Below are 16079 nucleotides of genomic sequence, written 5' to 3'. Positions count from 1 at the left end.
GCCCCCGCCCCGTCAAGACTCGAACGCATAACAGCTTGGTGTTACGTGCGGCCGTCGCCCAACTGCCTTCTGTGTGCGTTCTCTTGACACTGAGGTTTCAGGAGTTTTACGTTCCTTGGCACTTGAGAGCGCTCTCGAAGGCGCTCTCACCCCCCCATGATGACCATGATCGAGGTGCTGCTCGTGCAAGCCTCCCTCTCCAGACTCGCCTCCCGTGCCGGGGCCAGACCCGCCGCGGCCACGCTCCTGGCCGTGGCCCTGGCCGCCGTCACGCTGGGCCCCGCCGCCACCCCCGCGGCCGCCGCCACCATCCCCGCCGGCGCCGGCAGCTACACCGACTCCCGCCCCGCCGGCACCCAGGGCCCGACCACCAACACCGGCGCCCCCGTCACGCCCAAGCTGACGACGGCCGCCCGCAGCAAGCCGGTCCCGACCAACGACTGGTGGTCCTCGCTGGCCTTCCAGCGCTACGGCGACAACCCGTACTCCACCCCCATGTACGGGCATCCGCTCACCTACCAGGCCAAGGCCAACGGCCTGGAGGTCGGCTACCCGACCACGCCCGCGATCGTCGGCGACGGCCGGCAGTACGAGTACGCCCACAAGGCCGACCTCACCGTCGGCCTGACCGGCCTGAACTCGCCCGACACCAAGGCCGACGCCTGGTCCGACTGGACGGTCACCCCGTACTGGGCGGACGGCTCCCGCACCTTCCGGGCCACCATCGGCCACGGCATGCCGTTCGTGTACGCCAAGGGGTCCGGCGGCGACGCCCGCGTCACGACCGCCTCCACGCCCACCGTCTTCTCCGACCAGGGCAACGTCGTCGGCATCACGGTCGCCGGGCACCACTACGCCCTCTTCGCCCCGACCGGCGCCGACTGGAACATCTCCGGCACCACGATCACCGCCGGGCTGGGCTCCAAGGACTACTTCTCGCTCGCTGTCCTGCCGTCCACGGACGCGCTCGCGACCTACCGCAAGTACGCGTTCAGCTTCGTCACCGGCTCCCAGGTGGCCTGGCAGACCACGGGCGGCAACGTCCGGGCGACCTACTCGCTGACCACGGAGGCCCGCGAGGGCACCGAGCGCGGGACGCTCCAGGCGCTCTACCGCCACCAGTGGCTGCATACGACCGACGCGCTGACCCCGTACACGTACGTCTCACCGCGCGGCACGATGAAGGTGCGCGAGTCCGCCACCTTCACCACCAGCCAGAAGAACCAGGGCGTGGTGCCCGCGCTGCCCGTCTCAGGCGGCGTCGACCGGGCCCGGCTGACCGGCTACCTCAACGAGGTCGCCAACGCCTCCGACCCGTTCTCCGGGGCCACGGACACCTATTGGACCGGCAAGGCGCTCGGCAAGCTGGCCCAACTGGTGCCCGTCGCCGACCAGATCGGCCAGACCGCCACCCGCGACAAGCTCCTCGGCCTGATGAAGGGCCGCCTCCAGGAGTGGTTCACGGCGGGCGGCCCCAGCGAGTTCAGCTACGACAAGGACTGGAAGACCCTCACCGGCTACCCGGCCTCGTACGGCAGCGACACCGAGCTCAACGACCACCACTTCCACTACAGCTACTACGTGTACGCGGCGGCGATCATCGCCCAGTACGACCAGGCCTGGGCGGCCGACTCGGCCTGGGGCACGATGATCAAGCACCTCATCCGTGACACCGCGAACCCCAGCCGCACCGACTCGGCGTACCCCTTCCTGCGCGGCTTCGACGTCTACGCGGGCCACAGCTGGGCATCGGGCCACCAGGGCTTCGCGGCCGGCAACAACCAGGAGTCCTCGTCGGAGTCCATCAACCTCAGCGCCGGCCTGGTGCTGTGGGGTTCGGCCATGGGCGACAACTCCCTGCGCGACCTCGGCAGTTACCTGCTGACGACCGAGTCCGAGGCGATCACCCAGTACTGGTTCGACGCCAACGACACCGTCTTCCCGGCCTCGTACAAGTACGGCACGGTCGGCATGGTCTGGGGCAGCGGCGCCTCCTACTCCACCTGGTGGACAGCGAACCCGGAGGAGATCCACGGCATCAACGTCCTCCCGGTGACCGGCGGTTCACTGCACCTGGCCCGTGAGAAGGCCGCCATCAAGCGGAACATCGCCGAGATGGAGCGCGAGAACGGCGGCCCGGCTCAGGAGTGGCGCGACCTGCTCTGGGAGTTCGAGGCCCTCTCCGACCCGACGTCGGCGAAGGCCAAGTACGACAGCGTGAACGGGAATTACGAACCCGAGCAGGGTGAGTCCAAGGCGCACACCTACCACTGGATCAACACCCTCAACACGGTCGGCGCCCCGGACATGACGGTCACCGGTGACATCCCGACCTCCGCCGTCTTCTCCAAGAACGGCACCCGCACCTACACCGCGCACAACCACGGCACCGTGACTCGTACGGTGACCTTCTCCGACGGCAAGACCCTTTCCGTGCCGGCCCGTTCGCAGGCCGTCAGCACCGGCCCCGGCGGCGGAGACCCGGACCCGGATCCCGACCCCGGCAACCCGTCCACCGGCAACACCTTCCGCCTCAAGACCGGCGGCGCCCTCACCACCGCCACCACCGACCCGGCGGGCGCCGACACCATCGCCTCCGCCGACGGCGTGAACCGGGACGGCACCCCGTACCGCCCGACCGTCTACGAGGTCAAGAAGGTCAACGGCAAGGTCTCCACCGGGGCCGCCACCGCGTTCCGCCTCCGGGTGGACGCGGGCACCAAGGTCGGGCTCGCCCCGCAGGTCCGGGTCAGCTACGACCTGACCGGCGACGGCAGCTTCGACCGCACCGAGACGTTCCGCTACTTCGCCACCGACCCGGTCAACGGGTGGGAGGAGTACACGCAGGCGGTTGGCGCGCAGGCGACCACCGGCAGCCTGGGCGAGCTGAAGAACGGCACGGTCCGCCTGGAGATCTGGAACGCGCTCGGCAACGGCACGTCCCAGGTGCAGACGGGCACGGACGCGGCGGTGCTGCGGATCCCGTACCAGTAGGACGCGTGAACCCGCACGGGCGGACGTGCGGGTGAACATCCCGTACGTGTAGGACGCTGATGTACGGGCACGATCGGTGCGGCGGGTCTCCGGCTCCTCAGGGCGGAGGCCCGCCGTACTCGTTCCCCTCTCCCCGGTGTTACGCGGAGGCGCGGCGGACCAGCGTCGTCGGGGTGATCACCGAGTCGGGCGCCGAGCCGTTCCCCGTACGGTCGCGGTCCAGTCCGCGCAGCAGCAGCCGGGCCATCAGCCGGCCCTGGCCCTCGATGTCCTGGTTCACGGTGGTGAGCGGCGGGTCGGTCTCCTCGGCCACCCCGGCCATGTCGTCGAACCCGACGATGGCCACCTGCTCCGGCACCGCGATCCCGCGCTCCCGCAGGACCCGCAGCGCACCCGAGGCCATCAGGTCGTTGGCGACGAAGACCGCGTCCAGGTCGGGCCGTCGCTCCAGCAGCTCGGCCATCGCCCGCGCCCCGCTCTCCACGGTGAACCCGGCCTCGGCGACGAGCGTCGGGTCCACGTCGATGAGGACGTCCCGGTAGCCGTCGAGGCGGTCCATCGCGGAGGTCTGGTCGGGCGGCCCGCCGATGTGCGCGATCCGCTCCCGCCCCAGGTCCCGCAGATACTGCACGGCGACCCGCGCCCCGCCCCGGTTGTCGGCGTCCACGTATGGAACGGCCTGGTCACCGGGATCGGCGGTCCAGCTCGGCCGGCCCCCGTACACCGTCGGGATCCCCGCCCGCCGGGTGATCGCGGGCAGCGGGTCGTCGGTGTGGAGGGAGAAGGCGAGGGCGCCGTCCACGTGGCCGCCGGAGAGGTAGCGCGCGATCCGGTCGAAGTCGCCGGGGCCCTCCACCAGCAGCAGGACGAGCTGGGTGTCGTGGGCGGTCAGCTCCTTGCTGATGCCCCGGATCTGCTGGGAGAAGAAGGGGTCCGAGAAGATCCGTATCTCCGGCTCGGCGATGACGACGGCCACCGCGCCGGTCCGCCGGGTGACCAGGGTCCGGGCCGCGTGGTTGGGGATGTAGCCGAGCTCGTCGACCGCCTGGAGCACCTTGTCGACCAGCGGTTTGCGGACTCCGTCGCCCCCGTTGACGACCCGCGAGGCGGTGGCCCGGGAGACCCCCGCACGCGCCGCGACGGCTTCCAGGGTGGGCCGGGACCCGGGGGACTGCTCGGGCAAGGCGGTCGCTCCTCGTCGACGGGGGCGGCGGCACGCGGGGTGGTGCTGGCCTGGGGCCTTGAGACCTGTGCCGTCGCCGGATCGTCTACAGCCTAGCGCCGGGGCGGGGGCAGGGTTGAGAGCGCTTCCATTCGGTGCAGAGGCGGTGCGGAGGTGGACCTTCTGCGACGACGGCCCATACTTCACATGATCATCACATCAGGATCATCGCGTCGAAGGGGTGGGGCCTTGAGAGCACGACGAGAACGACGAGCACGACGAGCACTTCGCAGAGTCCGTGGGGGCGCGGCAGTCCGGTGGTCCGTCGCCATGGCCGTGCTCGTGGGGGCGGTGGGAGCGGTGGGGGTCGCGGGGAGCGGTCAGCAGGTGGCGGCCGACCCGGCGCCACCGCCTCCGGTGCGTACCGTCTCGTACAACGCGTGCGGCGCGCACACCTGCCAGAACACCGTGGACAGCGCCGATACCTGGGCGGAGAAGTTCCGGTCGCGGATGGAGGCCGAGGGCGGGCCCGCCGATGTGATCGCGCTCCAGGAGATGTGCACGGGCCAGTACGAGGCCCTGCGCACGGTGCTGGTCGGCTACACCGCGCACTGGGCGGGCGAGCAGGAGCCCGCCGGGTGCGGGCGGTGGGGCGGCAGCTCGGCGAAGTTCGGGCAGGCGCTGTTCGTCAAGGGGGCGGCCGCGGACTTCACCGCGTACCGCGCCCTCGCCAACCCCGCCGAGACCTCCGTCCCGCAGCAGCGGTGGATGCTCTGCCTCAAGGGACCGGTCGGCGGCCGGACCACGCTGGCCTGCGGCACCCACCTGGCCACGTCGCTGCCGTCGAACGGGACGCCGGTGGTGCTCGGGAACATGGAGCGGTGGGCGGCGGGTGCGCCCGCCCTGATCACCGGTGACTTCAACGCCATACCCAGCCACGTCGCGCTCGCGCCGATGCGGACCGGGCTGTGCGGCACGGGCCCGTTCGCCGAGGCGGACGCAGGGCGGAACGCCCCGACGGCCTGGGCGGCGGCGGCCCCGTTCACGTACCGGCTCAAGTACGACCACGCCTTCTTCGGCAGCCGGGACTTCACGGCGCTGCGGGCCCGGACCGCCGACATCGACCTGACGCCGGGCGAGGACCACAAGCTGGTGTGGGCGGAGGCGCAGCCGCTGGTGCGGACCGCCCCGAAGGTCCCGGGCGACCTGACCGGCGACCTCTGCCCCGACCTGCTCGCCGTCCGCAAGGACGACACGCTCCGGCTGTACCCGGGGACCGGCCGTGGCACCTTCGGCTCCCCGCGCGTGATCGGCAGCGGGCCCGAGTGGAACGGCGCGGTGGTCAGCCACCGCGGGGACTGGGACGGCGACGGCGACGAGGACGTGGTCGCCCGCCAGGGCGATCAGCTGCTGCTCCACCGGAACACCGGCACGGGCGACCTCGAACCGGGCGTCGTGATGAAGGTGTCCGAGACCGGCTGGGCCCACGCCTCCCCGGTCGCGGCGGGCGACATCGACGGCGACGGCGGCCCCGACGTCCTGGCCACCAGCGCCACCGGCCTCTGGCTCCACCGGGGACGGGTCGCGGCGGACGGCGGCTGGCTGTCCTTCAGCGCCGCCCGGATCGGCGGGGCGGAGTGGAAGGACCACGAGGTCCTCACCCCCGGCGACACGAACGGTGACGGAAAGGCGGAGGTCTGGGCCCGGGACAGCGCGGGCAACGTCCAGCAGTACGGCTACGACAGCAGTACGAAGACCCTGGGCGCCCCCACCGCGCTCGGCAGCCTTCCCCGCGCCTCCCGCCCCCTGGCGCTCTCCCTCGGCGACGCCGACGGCGACGGCCACGCCGACCTCTGGACGACCACATCGGCCGCTGACCTGGTCTTCCACCCGGGCGGCACACCGTTCGCGGAGACCGGCGGGGTGACCGTGGGCACCGGCGGCTGGGGGTACTTCTCCCGCCTCGGCTGACCGCCCGCCGAGGGCGGTCGGGGGCCGGTCGCGAGGACGGTTCCGAGGCCGTCGCCGGAACAGCGCCTCCTTGGGGCCCGCCGCGCGTTGGACACGCTGGGTAGGCATTGCGCCTGCCCGGAGCGGAAGGTGTGCGGCATGGAAGCGACGGAGCGGCGCCGGGTGGCGGCGGAGAACGTGCGGGCGGCGGAGGACGCGGTGGAACGGCTGAAGGCAGGGCTCGCCGGGCTGGGCGTGACGCTGCCCTCGCTGCGGGTCGACCCCGTCTCGTGCGCGGGCAACGAACCGACACCCCTGGTCGACCTGGGCCGCTGCAACATCGACACCGCGTTGCGGCTGTGCGAGGTGCTGGCGGAGAAGGAGAGCGGTCATGGCGGGTGAGGGGCGGTCCGGTGACGGGCGGGTGGGGGACGCACGTGAGCGATGTACGCCTGCGCCGGGGTCTGAGCCGGTGCTTGAGCCGCTGCCTCAGCCGGGGTCCGAGTCGGGGCCGGAGCCGGGGGCGTTCGCGGTGGACGTCAGGGACGGGCGCGTCGGCCGGGTGGCGGGCCGGGCCGGGGAGGACGTGCGGCTGCGGCCGCCGGGCGGCGGGCCGGAGTGGTCCTGTCCCCCGGACGCCCTGCGGCCGGCACCGCCGGGTGTGGCGCTGCGGGCCCGGGTGACGGAGATCAACCGGGAGGGGCAGCTACCGCGTTGAGGGGGGTGGACGCAGAAGGAGGCGGCGGGGCCGACCCCTCCTCGGGGTCGGGCCCGCCGCCGTTCAGGGGCGTACGCCGCGCCGACGGGGGCGGGGCGTACGCGGATCACATGACGCGGAAAGCCATGTAGTACGCGGAGATCTGTGCGTGGTAGCCCGGGTCCTCGGCCTGCCGGTGGCGGTCGAACTCCGGCGAGTCCTTGACCTGCTCCTTGGTGAGGCCCACGTAGACCTTGCGGTCCTCCGCGTCGATGCGCCGGACGGTACCCGCCGGGAGCAGGACGTCCTTGCCGAAGATCCAGACCCCGGTGTCGACGAGCAGATAGGCCGAGCCGGCCTCGTCGGAGTGCTTGTCGACCTTTCCGATGCTGCCGTCGGTCGCCTCCACCGCGTATCCGGAGAGATCGGCGCCCGCGGTGTGACCGCTCGACGGCTGGTAGCCCCACAGGGATTCGTTCATTGTGGCCCCTTTCGCGAAGGTCGATTCAGCTCATCCTCGATGAATTCCTTGACAGATTCGCCGGTTGTTCGCGTTCCCGGCTTCGCTTTCCCTACGCGCCACCGGCACCCATGAATCTGAGTTTTTCTTCACCTGCAGAAAGTGCCTGGTGGGAGGGTGTGCGCGAGGATGGGAGCGGGCAGGTGCAGTGCCCCGTGTGATCCGCACGAGGAGTCGAGGAACCTGAGGAACCGAGGAATCGAGGAATCATCGTGGTCGACGTCAGGCGTTCGTTCACCGTCGCGTGCCCGCTGGACCGGGTCGTCGCGTACCTCGCCGATTTCTCCCGGGCGAAGGAGTGGGACCCGGGGACGCAGGAGTGCGACCGGACCGACGGCCCGGCGGGCGCCCCCGTCGTCCAGGGAGCCACGTGGCACAACGTCTCCGAGTTCCGGGGGCGGCGCACGGAGCTCACGTACCGGCTGGAGGTGAAGGAGCCGGACCGGCTGGTCTTCGTCGGCACCAACAAGACGGCGGACTCCACCGACGACCTCACGTTCCGGGCCGAGGGCGAGGGCGCGACCCGGATCACCTACCACGCGCACATCCGCTTCAAGGGCATCGCCCGGCTCGCCGACCCGTTCCTGCGGCGGGAGTTCGAGCGGCTGGGCGACGAGATCACCCGGACCATGCCGCGCGCGGTGCTCGCCCACTGCGGGACCTGAGGCGCCGGGTGGTAGGAAGACGCATACGGGGCGACGGGCGGCGGGACGGAGATAAGGCAGTGTCCGACGACGTACGGGGATGGCTCTCCCCGAAAGCGGTGGCGGCCGAGGCCGGGGTGAGCCAGGAGTTCGACCTCTCCCAGTGCGTGAGGGAGCCGATCCACCTGCTCGGCGGCGTCCAGTCGTACGGCGCCCTGGTCGCCGCCCGGCTGCACGACGCCGTCGTGGACACGGTGAGCCGGAACGCGGGCGAGGTGCTGGGCCGGGCGGCCGAGGACCTGGTGGGGCGACCGGTCACGGAGCTCATCGGGGACGAGCAGTGGGCGCTGGCGCGGGAGAGCGTGGAGGCGGCCGGGCCCTCAGGGGGTTCTTCGGACGGCTCTTCGGACGGGGCGCCGGCTGGGTCCTCGGGCGGGGCGTCGGCGGGGTCCTCGGGCGGGGCGTCGGCGGGGTCCTCGGACGGGCCCACGGCCTCCGGTGTGCTGTCCCTCTCGCTGGAGTCGGGCGACGGGCGGGTGCGGCCCTTCGACGTGACCGTCCACCGGGTCGCCGAGCTGCTGGTGCTGGAGTTCGAACCACGGGCCGCGGACGGGCCGTTCGTGTTCCAGAACTTCTATCCCCGGGTGCGCCGCGCCCTGCACCGGCTCCAGGGTGCCGCCGACGTCACCGAGTGCTGTGCGGCCGCCGTACGGGAGGTCCAGGCGCTCACCGGGTACGACCGGGTGGTGGCGTACCGGTTCGACGGTGCCGAGGGGCCCGGCCAGGTCATCGCGGAGGCGCGTAACGAGGGGCGGGAGCCGTGGCTGGGGCTGTGGTTCCCGGCCAGCGACATCCCGCCGCAGGCGCGCCGCCTCTACGCCCGCAACTGGATCCGGGTCATCGGGGACGTGGACGACGCGACGGTGGGGCTGCTGCCGGAGGTGCGGGAGGGGACCGGGGAGCCGCTGGACCTGTCGGGCTCGACACTCCGTACCGTCTCCGGCTACCACCTGGAGTACCTGCGCAACATCGGCGTGGCCTCGTCCATGTCCGTATCGCTGCTGCGCGACGGCGAGTTGTGGGGCCTGATCGCCTGCCACGGTGACGAGCCGCGCAGGCTGACCCCCGAAGTGCGGGCGGCCTGCGAGTTCTTCGGGATCGCGCTGTCCCTGCAACTGGCGGCCGTCGCCGAGCGCGAGCAGGCGGACGAGCTGTCGGGGCGCCGGCGGGCGCTCGCCGCGCTGCTGGCCCGGATCAGCGCGCAGGAGCCGGACGCGTTGTTGCGACCGGGCTCCGGAATGGCCGAACTCCTGCGTGCGGACGGTGCGTTGCTCGTTCGGAGTCGGGGTGCGGAGGTGTCGGCGACGGGTGACCCGGTCCCGCCCGCGCTCCCCGGGCTGCTGGAGCGGCTGGCGGGCGCGGGTCCGGTGGGCGAGGTGTGGAGCAGTGACCGGGTGCCGGAGGTGCTGGGGCTCGACGCTGCGGAGGCGGAGGCGCAGGGGGTGCCGGCGGGCCTGCTCTTCCTGCCCTTCAACCGGGACGGCGACCTGCTGGCGTGGTGGCGCCGGGAACAGCCCGCGCCCCGGGAGTGGGCGGCCGACCCGGCGCGCCCGGTGCGGACGGGGCCGGGCGGTGAGCGGCTGACCCCGCGCGGTTCCGGCGCCGTCCACCGGGCGACCGTACGCGGGCGGAGCATGCCGTGGAGCCCCGCGCAGCGCGTCGTGGCCGGGGAGCTGTGGCGGGAGATGTCGGGGCTGCTCAGCCGGCACCTGGTCGAGCTGCAGGCGCGGAACACCGAACTCGCCCGGACCAACGAGGACTTGGACTCCTTCGCGCACGCGGCGGCCCACGACCTGAAGGAGCCGTTGCGGGGGATCTCGAACGCGGCCGCCTTCATCGTCGAGGACGCCGGTGCCGTACTGGACACCACCTCGCTGCGCCGCCTGACCACGGTGCGTCGGCTCGCGGAGCGCATGGACGGGCTGCTGGACTCCCTGCTGCACTTCTCGCGCCTAGGTCAAGTGGGGCTGGAGCGCGAGGAGTTGGAGCTGGACGAGGTGGTGGACGACGCACTGCTCGTGGCCGGGGGCCGGCTGGCGGAGCAGGGTGTGACGGTGGTGCGCCCGGCTCCGCTGCCCCGGGTGCGGGCGGACCGGGAGCGGCTGCGCGAGGTGCTGGAGAACCTGCTCGTCAACGCGGCCAAGTACGCGGCGGACGAGGGGACGGCGGAGGAGCGGCGGGTCTGGGTGGAGGCGGTGCCGGTGGCGGAGCCGGGCGGGGAGGGCGGAGCGCCCGTCACCGCCGTCGTCGTACGGGACAACGGCATCGGCATCCCGCCGGACCAGCAGGAGGACGTCCTCCAGTTGTTCCGTCGGCTGCACCGCCGCGAGGAGCGGGGCGGCGGCTCGGGCGTGGGCCTCGCCGTGGTCAAGCGGATCGTGGAGCGCCACGGGGGGCGGCTGTGGCTGGAGAGCCCGGCGGCGGCGCCCGGCGGTGGTCCGGGGACGGCGGTGTGGTTCACGCTGGGTGCCACCGGCACCCCGTAAACCCCCGAACCCCCGAACCCCCGAACCCTCTGCCCTCCGCCTTCTGCCCTCTGCTATGCCTTCTGCGACATCCAGAAGTCGACCGCGCCCCGCAGAACCGTCTGGAACAGCTCGAAGTTGACGGGTTTGTAGATGTAGCTGTCGGCGCCCGCCGCGTAGCACGCGTCCTCCTCCGCCGAGGAGGTGGACGAGGTGAAGACCACCACGGTCAGCGACGCGCACGCGGGCTGCGCGCGCAGGTGGGACAGGAGCGTCAGGCCGTTCATGCCCGGCATGTTGAGGTCGAGCAGCACCAGGTCCGGCGTGGGGGCGGACGGGTCGAGGAGGCGGGGCACCACGGCGTCGCTGCGCGGGGCGAACTCGACGTGCAGGGAGGGGTGGGAGCGGGACAGGGCCCGCTGGATGGCCTCGGTGTCCTCCTCCGAGTCCTCCACGACGAGGATCAGCCCGTCGCTGTTCATCGAGGGCCTGCCTGTCGGCCGGTCGGTGTGGTCATCGCAGGGCCGCCTGTTCGAACGGGAGGTCGTGGGGGAGCAGGTCCGCGCCGGGCTGTATGCCGGTCCAGCGGGCCACGAGCAGGGCGATGTCGTCCTGACCGGAATCGCGGAACACCTTGGCCTGCCGGGCCAGGCTCTCCGCGATGTGGGCGGCGTCGGACCCGCGCAGGGCGGCGAGCCGCCCGGGCAGGACGCTCTCGAAGAACGTGCCGTCCGCCTCCCGGGACTCGGTGAGCCCGTCGGTGAACAGCACCAGGGTGTCGCCCGGTGCGAGCCGCTCCTCGTGGCTGTCGTACGAGACGTCGTCCAGGACACCGAGGAGGAGCCCGCCGGAGAGCACCTCGGAGACCGTGCCGTCGCCGCGGAGCACGAGCGGCGGGGGATGGCCCGCGCTGCATGTGCTGAGCAGGGCCGTGCCGTCGGGTCGCGGCGTCAGCGTGGCGACGACCGCGGTGAGGAAGCGGCTGGCCCGCTCCTGGCGCAGGGCCCGGTTGAGCCGGCTGAGGGCGGTGCCCGGGGCGGTGCCCTCCTCCAGGAGGGTGCGCAGGGTGTGGCGGGCCAGGCCGGTGAGGGCCGCCGCCTCGGCGCCGCGTCCGCAGACGTCGCCGATGAGGAGGGCGATGGACCCGTCGGGGCGGGGGACGGCGTCGTAGAAGTCGCCGCCCACGTCGAGCATGGGGTCGCCGACCTCGTAACTGGCCGACAGGTCCCACTGGTCGGTGACCGGGAGCTGCGAGGGGAGCAGGTGCTCCTGGAGCGAGAGGACGGCGGTGCGGCGGAGCTCGTAGAGCAGGGCGTTGTCGATGGCGAGCGCGGCCCGGGTGGCGAGGCTGCGGAGGAAGGCGCTGTCCGGCAGCCGGGCCTCGGGCCGCTGGTAGACGAAGGCGATGCTGCCGACGACGCGGCCCCGGGCGCGGAGGGTGCTGATGCTGACGACGGTGGGGTGGGGGCTGTCCCCGGCGGGTCTCGCGTCGGCGGCGGTGCGGGTGCCGATGCCGGTGCCGGTGCCGTTCGCGCCGGATGTGCTGACGCCTTCGGGAGCCGCTTCGCTGACGGCTTCGGCGACGGCTTCGCTGACGGCTTCGGCGAAGGGCGAGCCGTCGAGTGCGGCGCCGCTGAGGAACACCGTGTCCTCGTCCTCGCCCCGCCGCGCGAGCAGCGCCGCCAGCCACGGGTCGTGGCGGCCGGCCTCCTCCAGCGCGCGCTGCTGCTGGACGGCGACGTGTGTGGCGGCGACGAACTCCGGCCCTTCGCCGCGCAGCAGGTGGACGAGAGCGCCGTCGGCGACGGCCGGTACGGCGATCCGGGCCACCCGGCGCAGGGTGTCCTCCACGTCCAGGGACGAGTCCATCTGGAGGGAGGCCTCGGCGAGCAGCGCGTCGTTTGCGGCCCGTCGCGCCTCGCGGCCGCGCTGGAGGATGCCGGTGTGGCAGGCGACGATGACGTCGACGGCCTGCGCCAGACGGCTCTCGACGACCCCCAGGTCCGCCGTTCCGTCCACGGCGAGGGCCAGCGCCGCCCAGCCGCGCTGGTCCAGCCGGAAGGTGCAGGCCACGACGGAGGCCCCGGGCGCCTGCCGCAGGAACTCCGCCTCCGGCCACACCGCGTCGTCCAGACCTTCCACGGCGGCCCGGGTCAGCACGGGCGCGCCGCCCGGCTCCCGTTCGGCGGCCTCCGGCATCGACCGCGTGGTGGCGACGATCACCGGGTTGTCGCTCCCGGCGCTCAGGGCACGCATGTACCGCAGGACGTGCTTCTCGTCCCACCGGGTGCCCACCACGAGGTGGACGCCCGGGGTGGCGAGGAGCGGCGCGTAGACGTCGTCCGCCAGCGCCGCGACCTCCTCGGCCCGCGAAGCGGCCTGCCAGAGCCGGTGCAGCGCACTGGACCAGGTGTCGTCGACCATGTCCCCGCCCTCCGGTTTCCGTGTGAGGCCCTTAGTCCTCCGTCCTCGGCCAGTATGACCGGCGGGCCGGAATCCATGCCGTGGGAGGGGTCACGGGGCGGGCGAGCGGTCCTGTGCGCGGGCACTCGTTCGTGGGACGCTGGACAAAGCGGCGTACGGCCGCGAGACCTCCGATCTAGCCTCTCGGCAAGGCCACGGAAGAAGGGACACGCGATGACCGCAGCGTTCGTCGAGAACAGTCACGCACCGAGTGCGCGCGCGTGGGACTACCTGCTCCAGACATGGCGAGAACTGGACGTGCCCGCGGGGTGGCGCGCCGAGATCGACGAGGGGCAGATCGTCTTGGTACCACCGCCGCACGCGCACCACAACGGCATCGCAGAGATGGTCCAGCGCCGCCTCTACCGGGGGCTCCCCGACGGGCTCGGGATCTACCAGACGCTCGGCATCCACGTGGCGCCGCTGGGAAAGCTCTATGTCCCCGATCTGGTGGTCATGCCGACCGAACTGATCGCCGCGGCCGACCCGGAGACCAGCGACCCGCTCGATGCCGCCGAGGCGCTGCTCGTCGTCGAGATCACGTCGAGGGGCAACGCGCGCGAGGACCGGACCAAGAAGTACCGCGCCTACGCCCGCGCCGGCGTTCCGATGTACCTGCTGATCGACCGCTTCGACACCCGGGGCGCCATGTCCACGCTGTTCACGGAGCCGAACGAGGACGGCACGTTCAAGCACACGGACGCGGTGCCCTTCGGCAAGCCGCTGACCCTCCCGGCACCCTTCGACGTGTCGCTCCCGACGGGGGAGTTCCCAGGAGCTGTCGCCCCGTAGGCGTACGGGTCCCACCCCCGGCCCCCCTCCCGCAGGTCAACCCACCGACGGGCCCCCGGGGCCGCCCTCCCGGCCCCCCTCGCTCCGCTCGGCGATGTAACCGTCCATGCTCCGGCTCAGGTCGCCGAGCAGGGCCTCGAAGCCGGCCAGGACCTCGGGCGGATGCCCGGCCATGACGGCGTCCAGGCGGACGCCCAGGGGGCGGAAGAACTCGTCCGCGCGCTCCTGGACGTACGCGCTGCTGCGCAGCGTGATGACCCGCCGGTCGGTGTGCTCCCGGCTGCGGATGATGTGTCCCGCCTGTTCGAGGCGGTTCAGCAGGGCTGTCGTCGCGCTCGGGGAGAGCAGGATCCGCTCGCTGAGGCGGGCCGGTGAGAGCGGGGTGCCCCGTTCCTCCGCTGCGGCGACCTCCAGCAGGGCGGCCGCGTCGGTGGAGTGCAGGCCCAGCCAGTCGGCGAAGAGGCGGCTCAGCTCGGTGAACTGGCCGCCGTAGGCCCGGAGCCCTTCGATCAGCCGCTCCCGCTGCGCCGCCACACCGCTGTGTGCCGATTCCTCCACGGCCAACGCCACCCTTCCTCCGAGGCCATGCCGACCCTCGCCGACTGCTACGGCCTGCGCCGCGCACCGGGCCCCGCCGCCTTTGACAACCTATCGCCCTCAGCTTACTTTCTTCATGGAACTATTCCATGATGGAAGGATTTGTTGTGCGTGAACCGTCCGCCACCCGCCGGTGGCTCGGCCTGATCGCGATCGCGTTGGGGGTGGCACTGATCGTGGTGGACACCACGATCGTGAACGTGATCGTCCCCTCGGTCATCGAGGACCTGGACGCCACCTCCGTCCAGGCGCAGTGGATCCAGGAGTCGTACGCGATCGTCTTCGCCGCGCTGCTCCTGCTCACCGGCCGGCTGGCCGACATCTTCGGGGCCCGCCGGATCTTCCTCGGCGGTGTCGTCGTCTTCGGGGCGACCAGCGTGCTGGCCGGGCTCGCGCCCGACAGCGGGCTGCTGATCCTGGCCCGCTTCCTCCAGGGCGCCGGAGCGGCGATGCTGCTGCCGACCTCGCTCTCCCTGCTGAAGGCGACCTTCACCGGCAAGGCGCGCGGTCAGGCGTTCGCCGTGTGGGGATCGACCATCGGCGCCGCCGCCGCGCTCGGCCCGCTGCTGGGCGGCTGGCTCGCCGAGCATGTCTCCTGGCGCTGGGCCTTCGGCATCAACGTGCCGCTGTCCGTACTGGTCGGAGCCGGGGTGCTGCTGTACATGGCGCCCTCGCCCCGGACCCGGGGCCGTATCGACGTACCCGGGGCGCTGCTCTCCGTCGCCGCCCTCGGGCTGCTCGCCTTCGGGCTGGTCGAGGGGCGTACGTACGGTTGGATCACCACCGTGCACCCGCTGGAGGTCTTCGGCCTCACCTGGTCCGGCGGCCCCTCGCCGGTGCTGGTGGCGCTGGTCCTCTCGGCGGTCAGCCTCTTCGCGTTCGTACGGCGGCAGATCGTCCTCGGCCGGGCCGGTGACCCGGACCGGGTGCTGATGGACGTGAGCCTGTTCTCCATCGCCTCGTTCCGGAGCGGCAACATCGCCACGCTGATCATCGGCATCGGCGAGTTCGGCGTCGTCGCGATCCTGCCGCTGTGGCTCCAGTTCACCCTCGGCTACAGCGCCCTCCAGGCCGGACTGGCCCTGGTCCCCGTGGCCATCGGCTCCTTCGTCGCCAGCGGTGCGAGCTTCGGCATGGCCGCCAAGGTGGCCCCGCTCGGCCAGCTACGCGTCGGACTGGCGCTGGAGGTCGTGGGGCTCGCCGGGATCGGGCTGATCGCCGCCCCGGACAGCTCCTGGTGGTCCGTCTCCCTGGTGCTCTTCCTGTACGGGATCGGCGTCGGCTTCGCGACCGCGCAGGTCACCAACGTCGTCCTCAACGACGTCCCCGAGGCCAGCTCCGGTCAGGCGTCCGGGGTGCAGAGCGCCTTCCGGCAGCTCGGCTCCGCGCTCGGTATCGCCGCTCTGACCACGGTGTTCTTCACCACGCTCAGCACCCGGCTGAACGACCGCCTCACCGGCGGCGGCCTGCCCGCGGGCGAGGCGGACCGGCTCACCGGGGCGGTCACCGACAGCGCGGGGGCCGCGATCGGCCCCCTGGCCGCGAACCCGCAGACGGCTTCCGTCGCGGACGCGGCCAGGGCGGCGATGACGGACGGGGTCGTCCTCGGCGGTTACGTGGCCGCCGGGTTCGTCCTGCTGGGGTTGATCGCGTCGTTCCTCATCCCGTCCGCTCCGGTCGCGGACGGCGACGCTTCGGGCCCTGCGCGGGAAGCGGAACCGGCGCTGCACTGACG

The 16079-nt window shown here is 72.5% G+C and carries 13 protein-coding genes; 8 read left to right on the top strand and 5 right to left on the bottom strand.

Annotated features, from left to right (window positions below; all coding sequences use genetic code 11):
* Positions 1 to 165 precede the first annotated feature (165 nt).
* Positions 166 to 2994 carry a glycosyl hydrolase gene (locus ACFWRT_RS16540; protein WP_380954426.1) on the top strand — a complete coding sequence of 943 codons (2829 nt, stop codon included), beginning with the start codon at positions 166 to 168 and terminating at the stop codon, positions 2992 to 2994.
* A gap of 139 nt (positions 2995 to 3133) precedes the next feature.
* Here the strand turns inward: ACFWRT_RS16540 and ACFWRT_RS16535 are convergent, their stop codons facing one another.
* Positions 3134 to 4177, bottom strand: a complete 1044-nt coding sequence (locus tag ACFWRT_RS16535; RefSeq protein WP_380954387.1) for a LacI family DNA-binding transcriptional regulator — start codon at positions 4175 to 4177, stop codon at positions 3134 to 3136.
* 309 nt (positions 4178 to 4486) lie between these two features.
* Here ACFWRT_RS16535 and ACFWRT_RS16530 point away from each other — a divergent pair, with 309 nt between their 5' ends.
* The 3 genes from ACFWRT_RS16530 to ACFWRT_RS16520 all read left to right on the top strand — a co-directional run bounded on the left by ACFWRT_RS16530 (position 4487) and on the right by ACFWRT_RS16520 (position 6824).
* Positions 4487 to 6127, top strand: coding sequence for an FG-GAP-like repeat-containing protein (locus tag ACFWRT_RS16530; protein ID WP_380954386.1), 1641 nt, complete (start codon positions 4487 to 4489; stop codon positions 6125 to 6127).
* Between the two features lie 138 nt (positions 6128 to 6265).
* Positions 6266 to 6508, top strand: a complete 243-nt coding sequence (locus ACFWRT_RS16525; RefSeq protein ID WP_380954384.1) for a hypothetical protein — start codon at positions 6266 to 6268, stop codon at positions 6506 to 6508.
* Between the two features lie 70 nt (positions 6509 to 6578).
* Positions 6579 to 6824, top strand: a complete 246-nt coding sequence (locus tag ACFWRT_RS16520) for a hypothetical protein (RefSeq protein ID WP_380954382.1) — start codon at positions 6579 to 6581, stop codon at positions 6822 to 6824.
* A 106-nt stretch (positions 6825 to 6930) separates the two neighbouring features.
* Here ACFWRT_RS16520 and ACFWRT_RS16515 read toward each other — a convergent pair whose 3' ends face one another.
* Complete coding sequence (locus ACFWRT_RS16515; protein WP_380954381.1) at positions 6931 to 7284, bottom strand: PRC-barrel domain-containing protein; 354 nt, start codon at positions 7282 to 7284, stop codon at positions 6931 to 6933.
* A gap of 251 nt (positions 7285 to 7535) precedes the next feature.
* Here ACFWRT_RS16515 and ACFWRT_RS16510 point away from each other — a divergent pair, with 251 nt between their 5' ends.
* Both ACFWRT_RS16510 and ACFWRT_RS16505 read left to right on the top strand, forming a co-directional pair.
* Positions 7536 to 7988, top strand: coding sequence for an SRPBCC family protein (locus ACFWRT_RS16510; RefSeq protein WP_380944329.1), 453 nt, complete (start codon positions 7536 to 7538; stop codon positions 7986 to 7988).
* A 59-nt stretch (positions 7989 to 8047) separates the two neighbouring features.
* Entirely contained in the window at positions 8048 to 10513 is a 2466-nt protein-coding gene (locus ACFWRT_RS16505) for an ATP-binding protein (protein ID WP_380954380.1), read from the top strand.
* A 53-nt stretch (positions 10514 to 10566) separates the two neighbouring features.
* On the opposite strand, the gene ACFWRT_RS16500 is transcribed toward ACFWRT_RS16505, so the two are convergent.
* Positions 10567 to 10974 (bottom strand): response regulator, encoded by a 408-nt coding sequence (locus ACFWRT_RS16500; protein ID WP_380954379.1) that lies wholly within the window; start codon positions 10972 to 10974, stop codon positions 10567 to 10569.
* A 31-nt stretch (positions 10975 to 11005) separates the two neighbouring features.
* Complete coding sequence (locus ACFWRT_RS16495) at positions 11006 to 12916, bottom strand: PP2C family protein-serine/threonine phosphatase (protein ID WP_380954378.1); 1911 nt, start codon at positions 12914 to 12916, stop codon at positions 11006 to 11008.
* 213 nt (positions 12917 to 13129) lie between these two features.
* On the opposite strand from ACFWRT_RS16495, the gene ACFWRT_RS16490 reads away from it, so the two are divergent.
* Positions 13130 to 13747 (top strand): Uma2 family endonuclease, encoded by a 618-nt coding sequence (locus ACFWRT_RS16490; protein WP_380954376.1) that lies wholly within the window; start codon positions 13130 to 13132, stop codon positions 13745 to 13747.
* Between the two features lie 36 nt (positions 13748 to 13783).
* On the opposite strand, the gene ACFWRT_RS16485 is transcribed toward ACFWRT_RS16490, so the two are convergent.
* Positions 13784 to 14305 carry a MarR family winged helix-turn-helix transcriptional regulator gene (locus ACFWRT_RS16485; protein WP_380954374.1) on the bottom strand — a complete coding sequence of 174 codons (522 nt, stop codon included), beginning with the start codon at positions 14303 to 14305 and terminating at the stop codon, positions 13784 to 13786.
* Between the two features lie 128 nt (positions 14306 to 14433).
* Here ACFWRT_RS16485 and ACFWRT_RS16480 point away from each other — a divergent pair, with 128 nt between their 5' ends.
* On the top strand, positions 14434 to 16077 hold the full coding sequence (locus tag ACFWRT_RS16480; RefSeq protein ID WP_463288370.1) for a DHA2 family efflux MFS transporter permease subunit: 1644 nt from the start codon (positions 14434 to 14436) through the stop codon (positions 16075 to 16077).
* Positions 16078 to 16079 lie beyond the last annotated feature (2 nt).

Origin of the sequence: Streptomyces cyaneofuscatus (assembly GCF_042718795.1) — a bacterium.
GTDB classification, from domain to species: Bacteria; Actinomycetota; Actinomycetes; order Streptomycetales; family Streptomycetaceae; genus Streptomyces; species Streptomyces cyaneofuscatus_A.
Note: the sequence above shows the minus strand (reverse complement) of the source record. Positions and strands in the feature narration are given on the sequence as shown.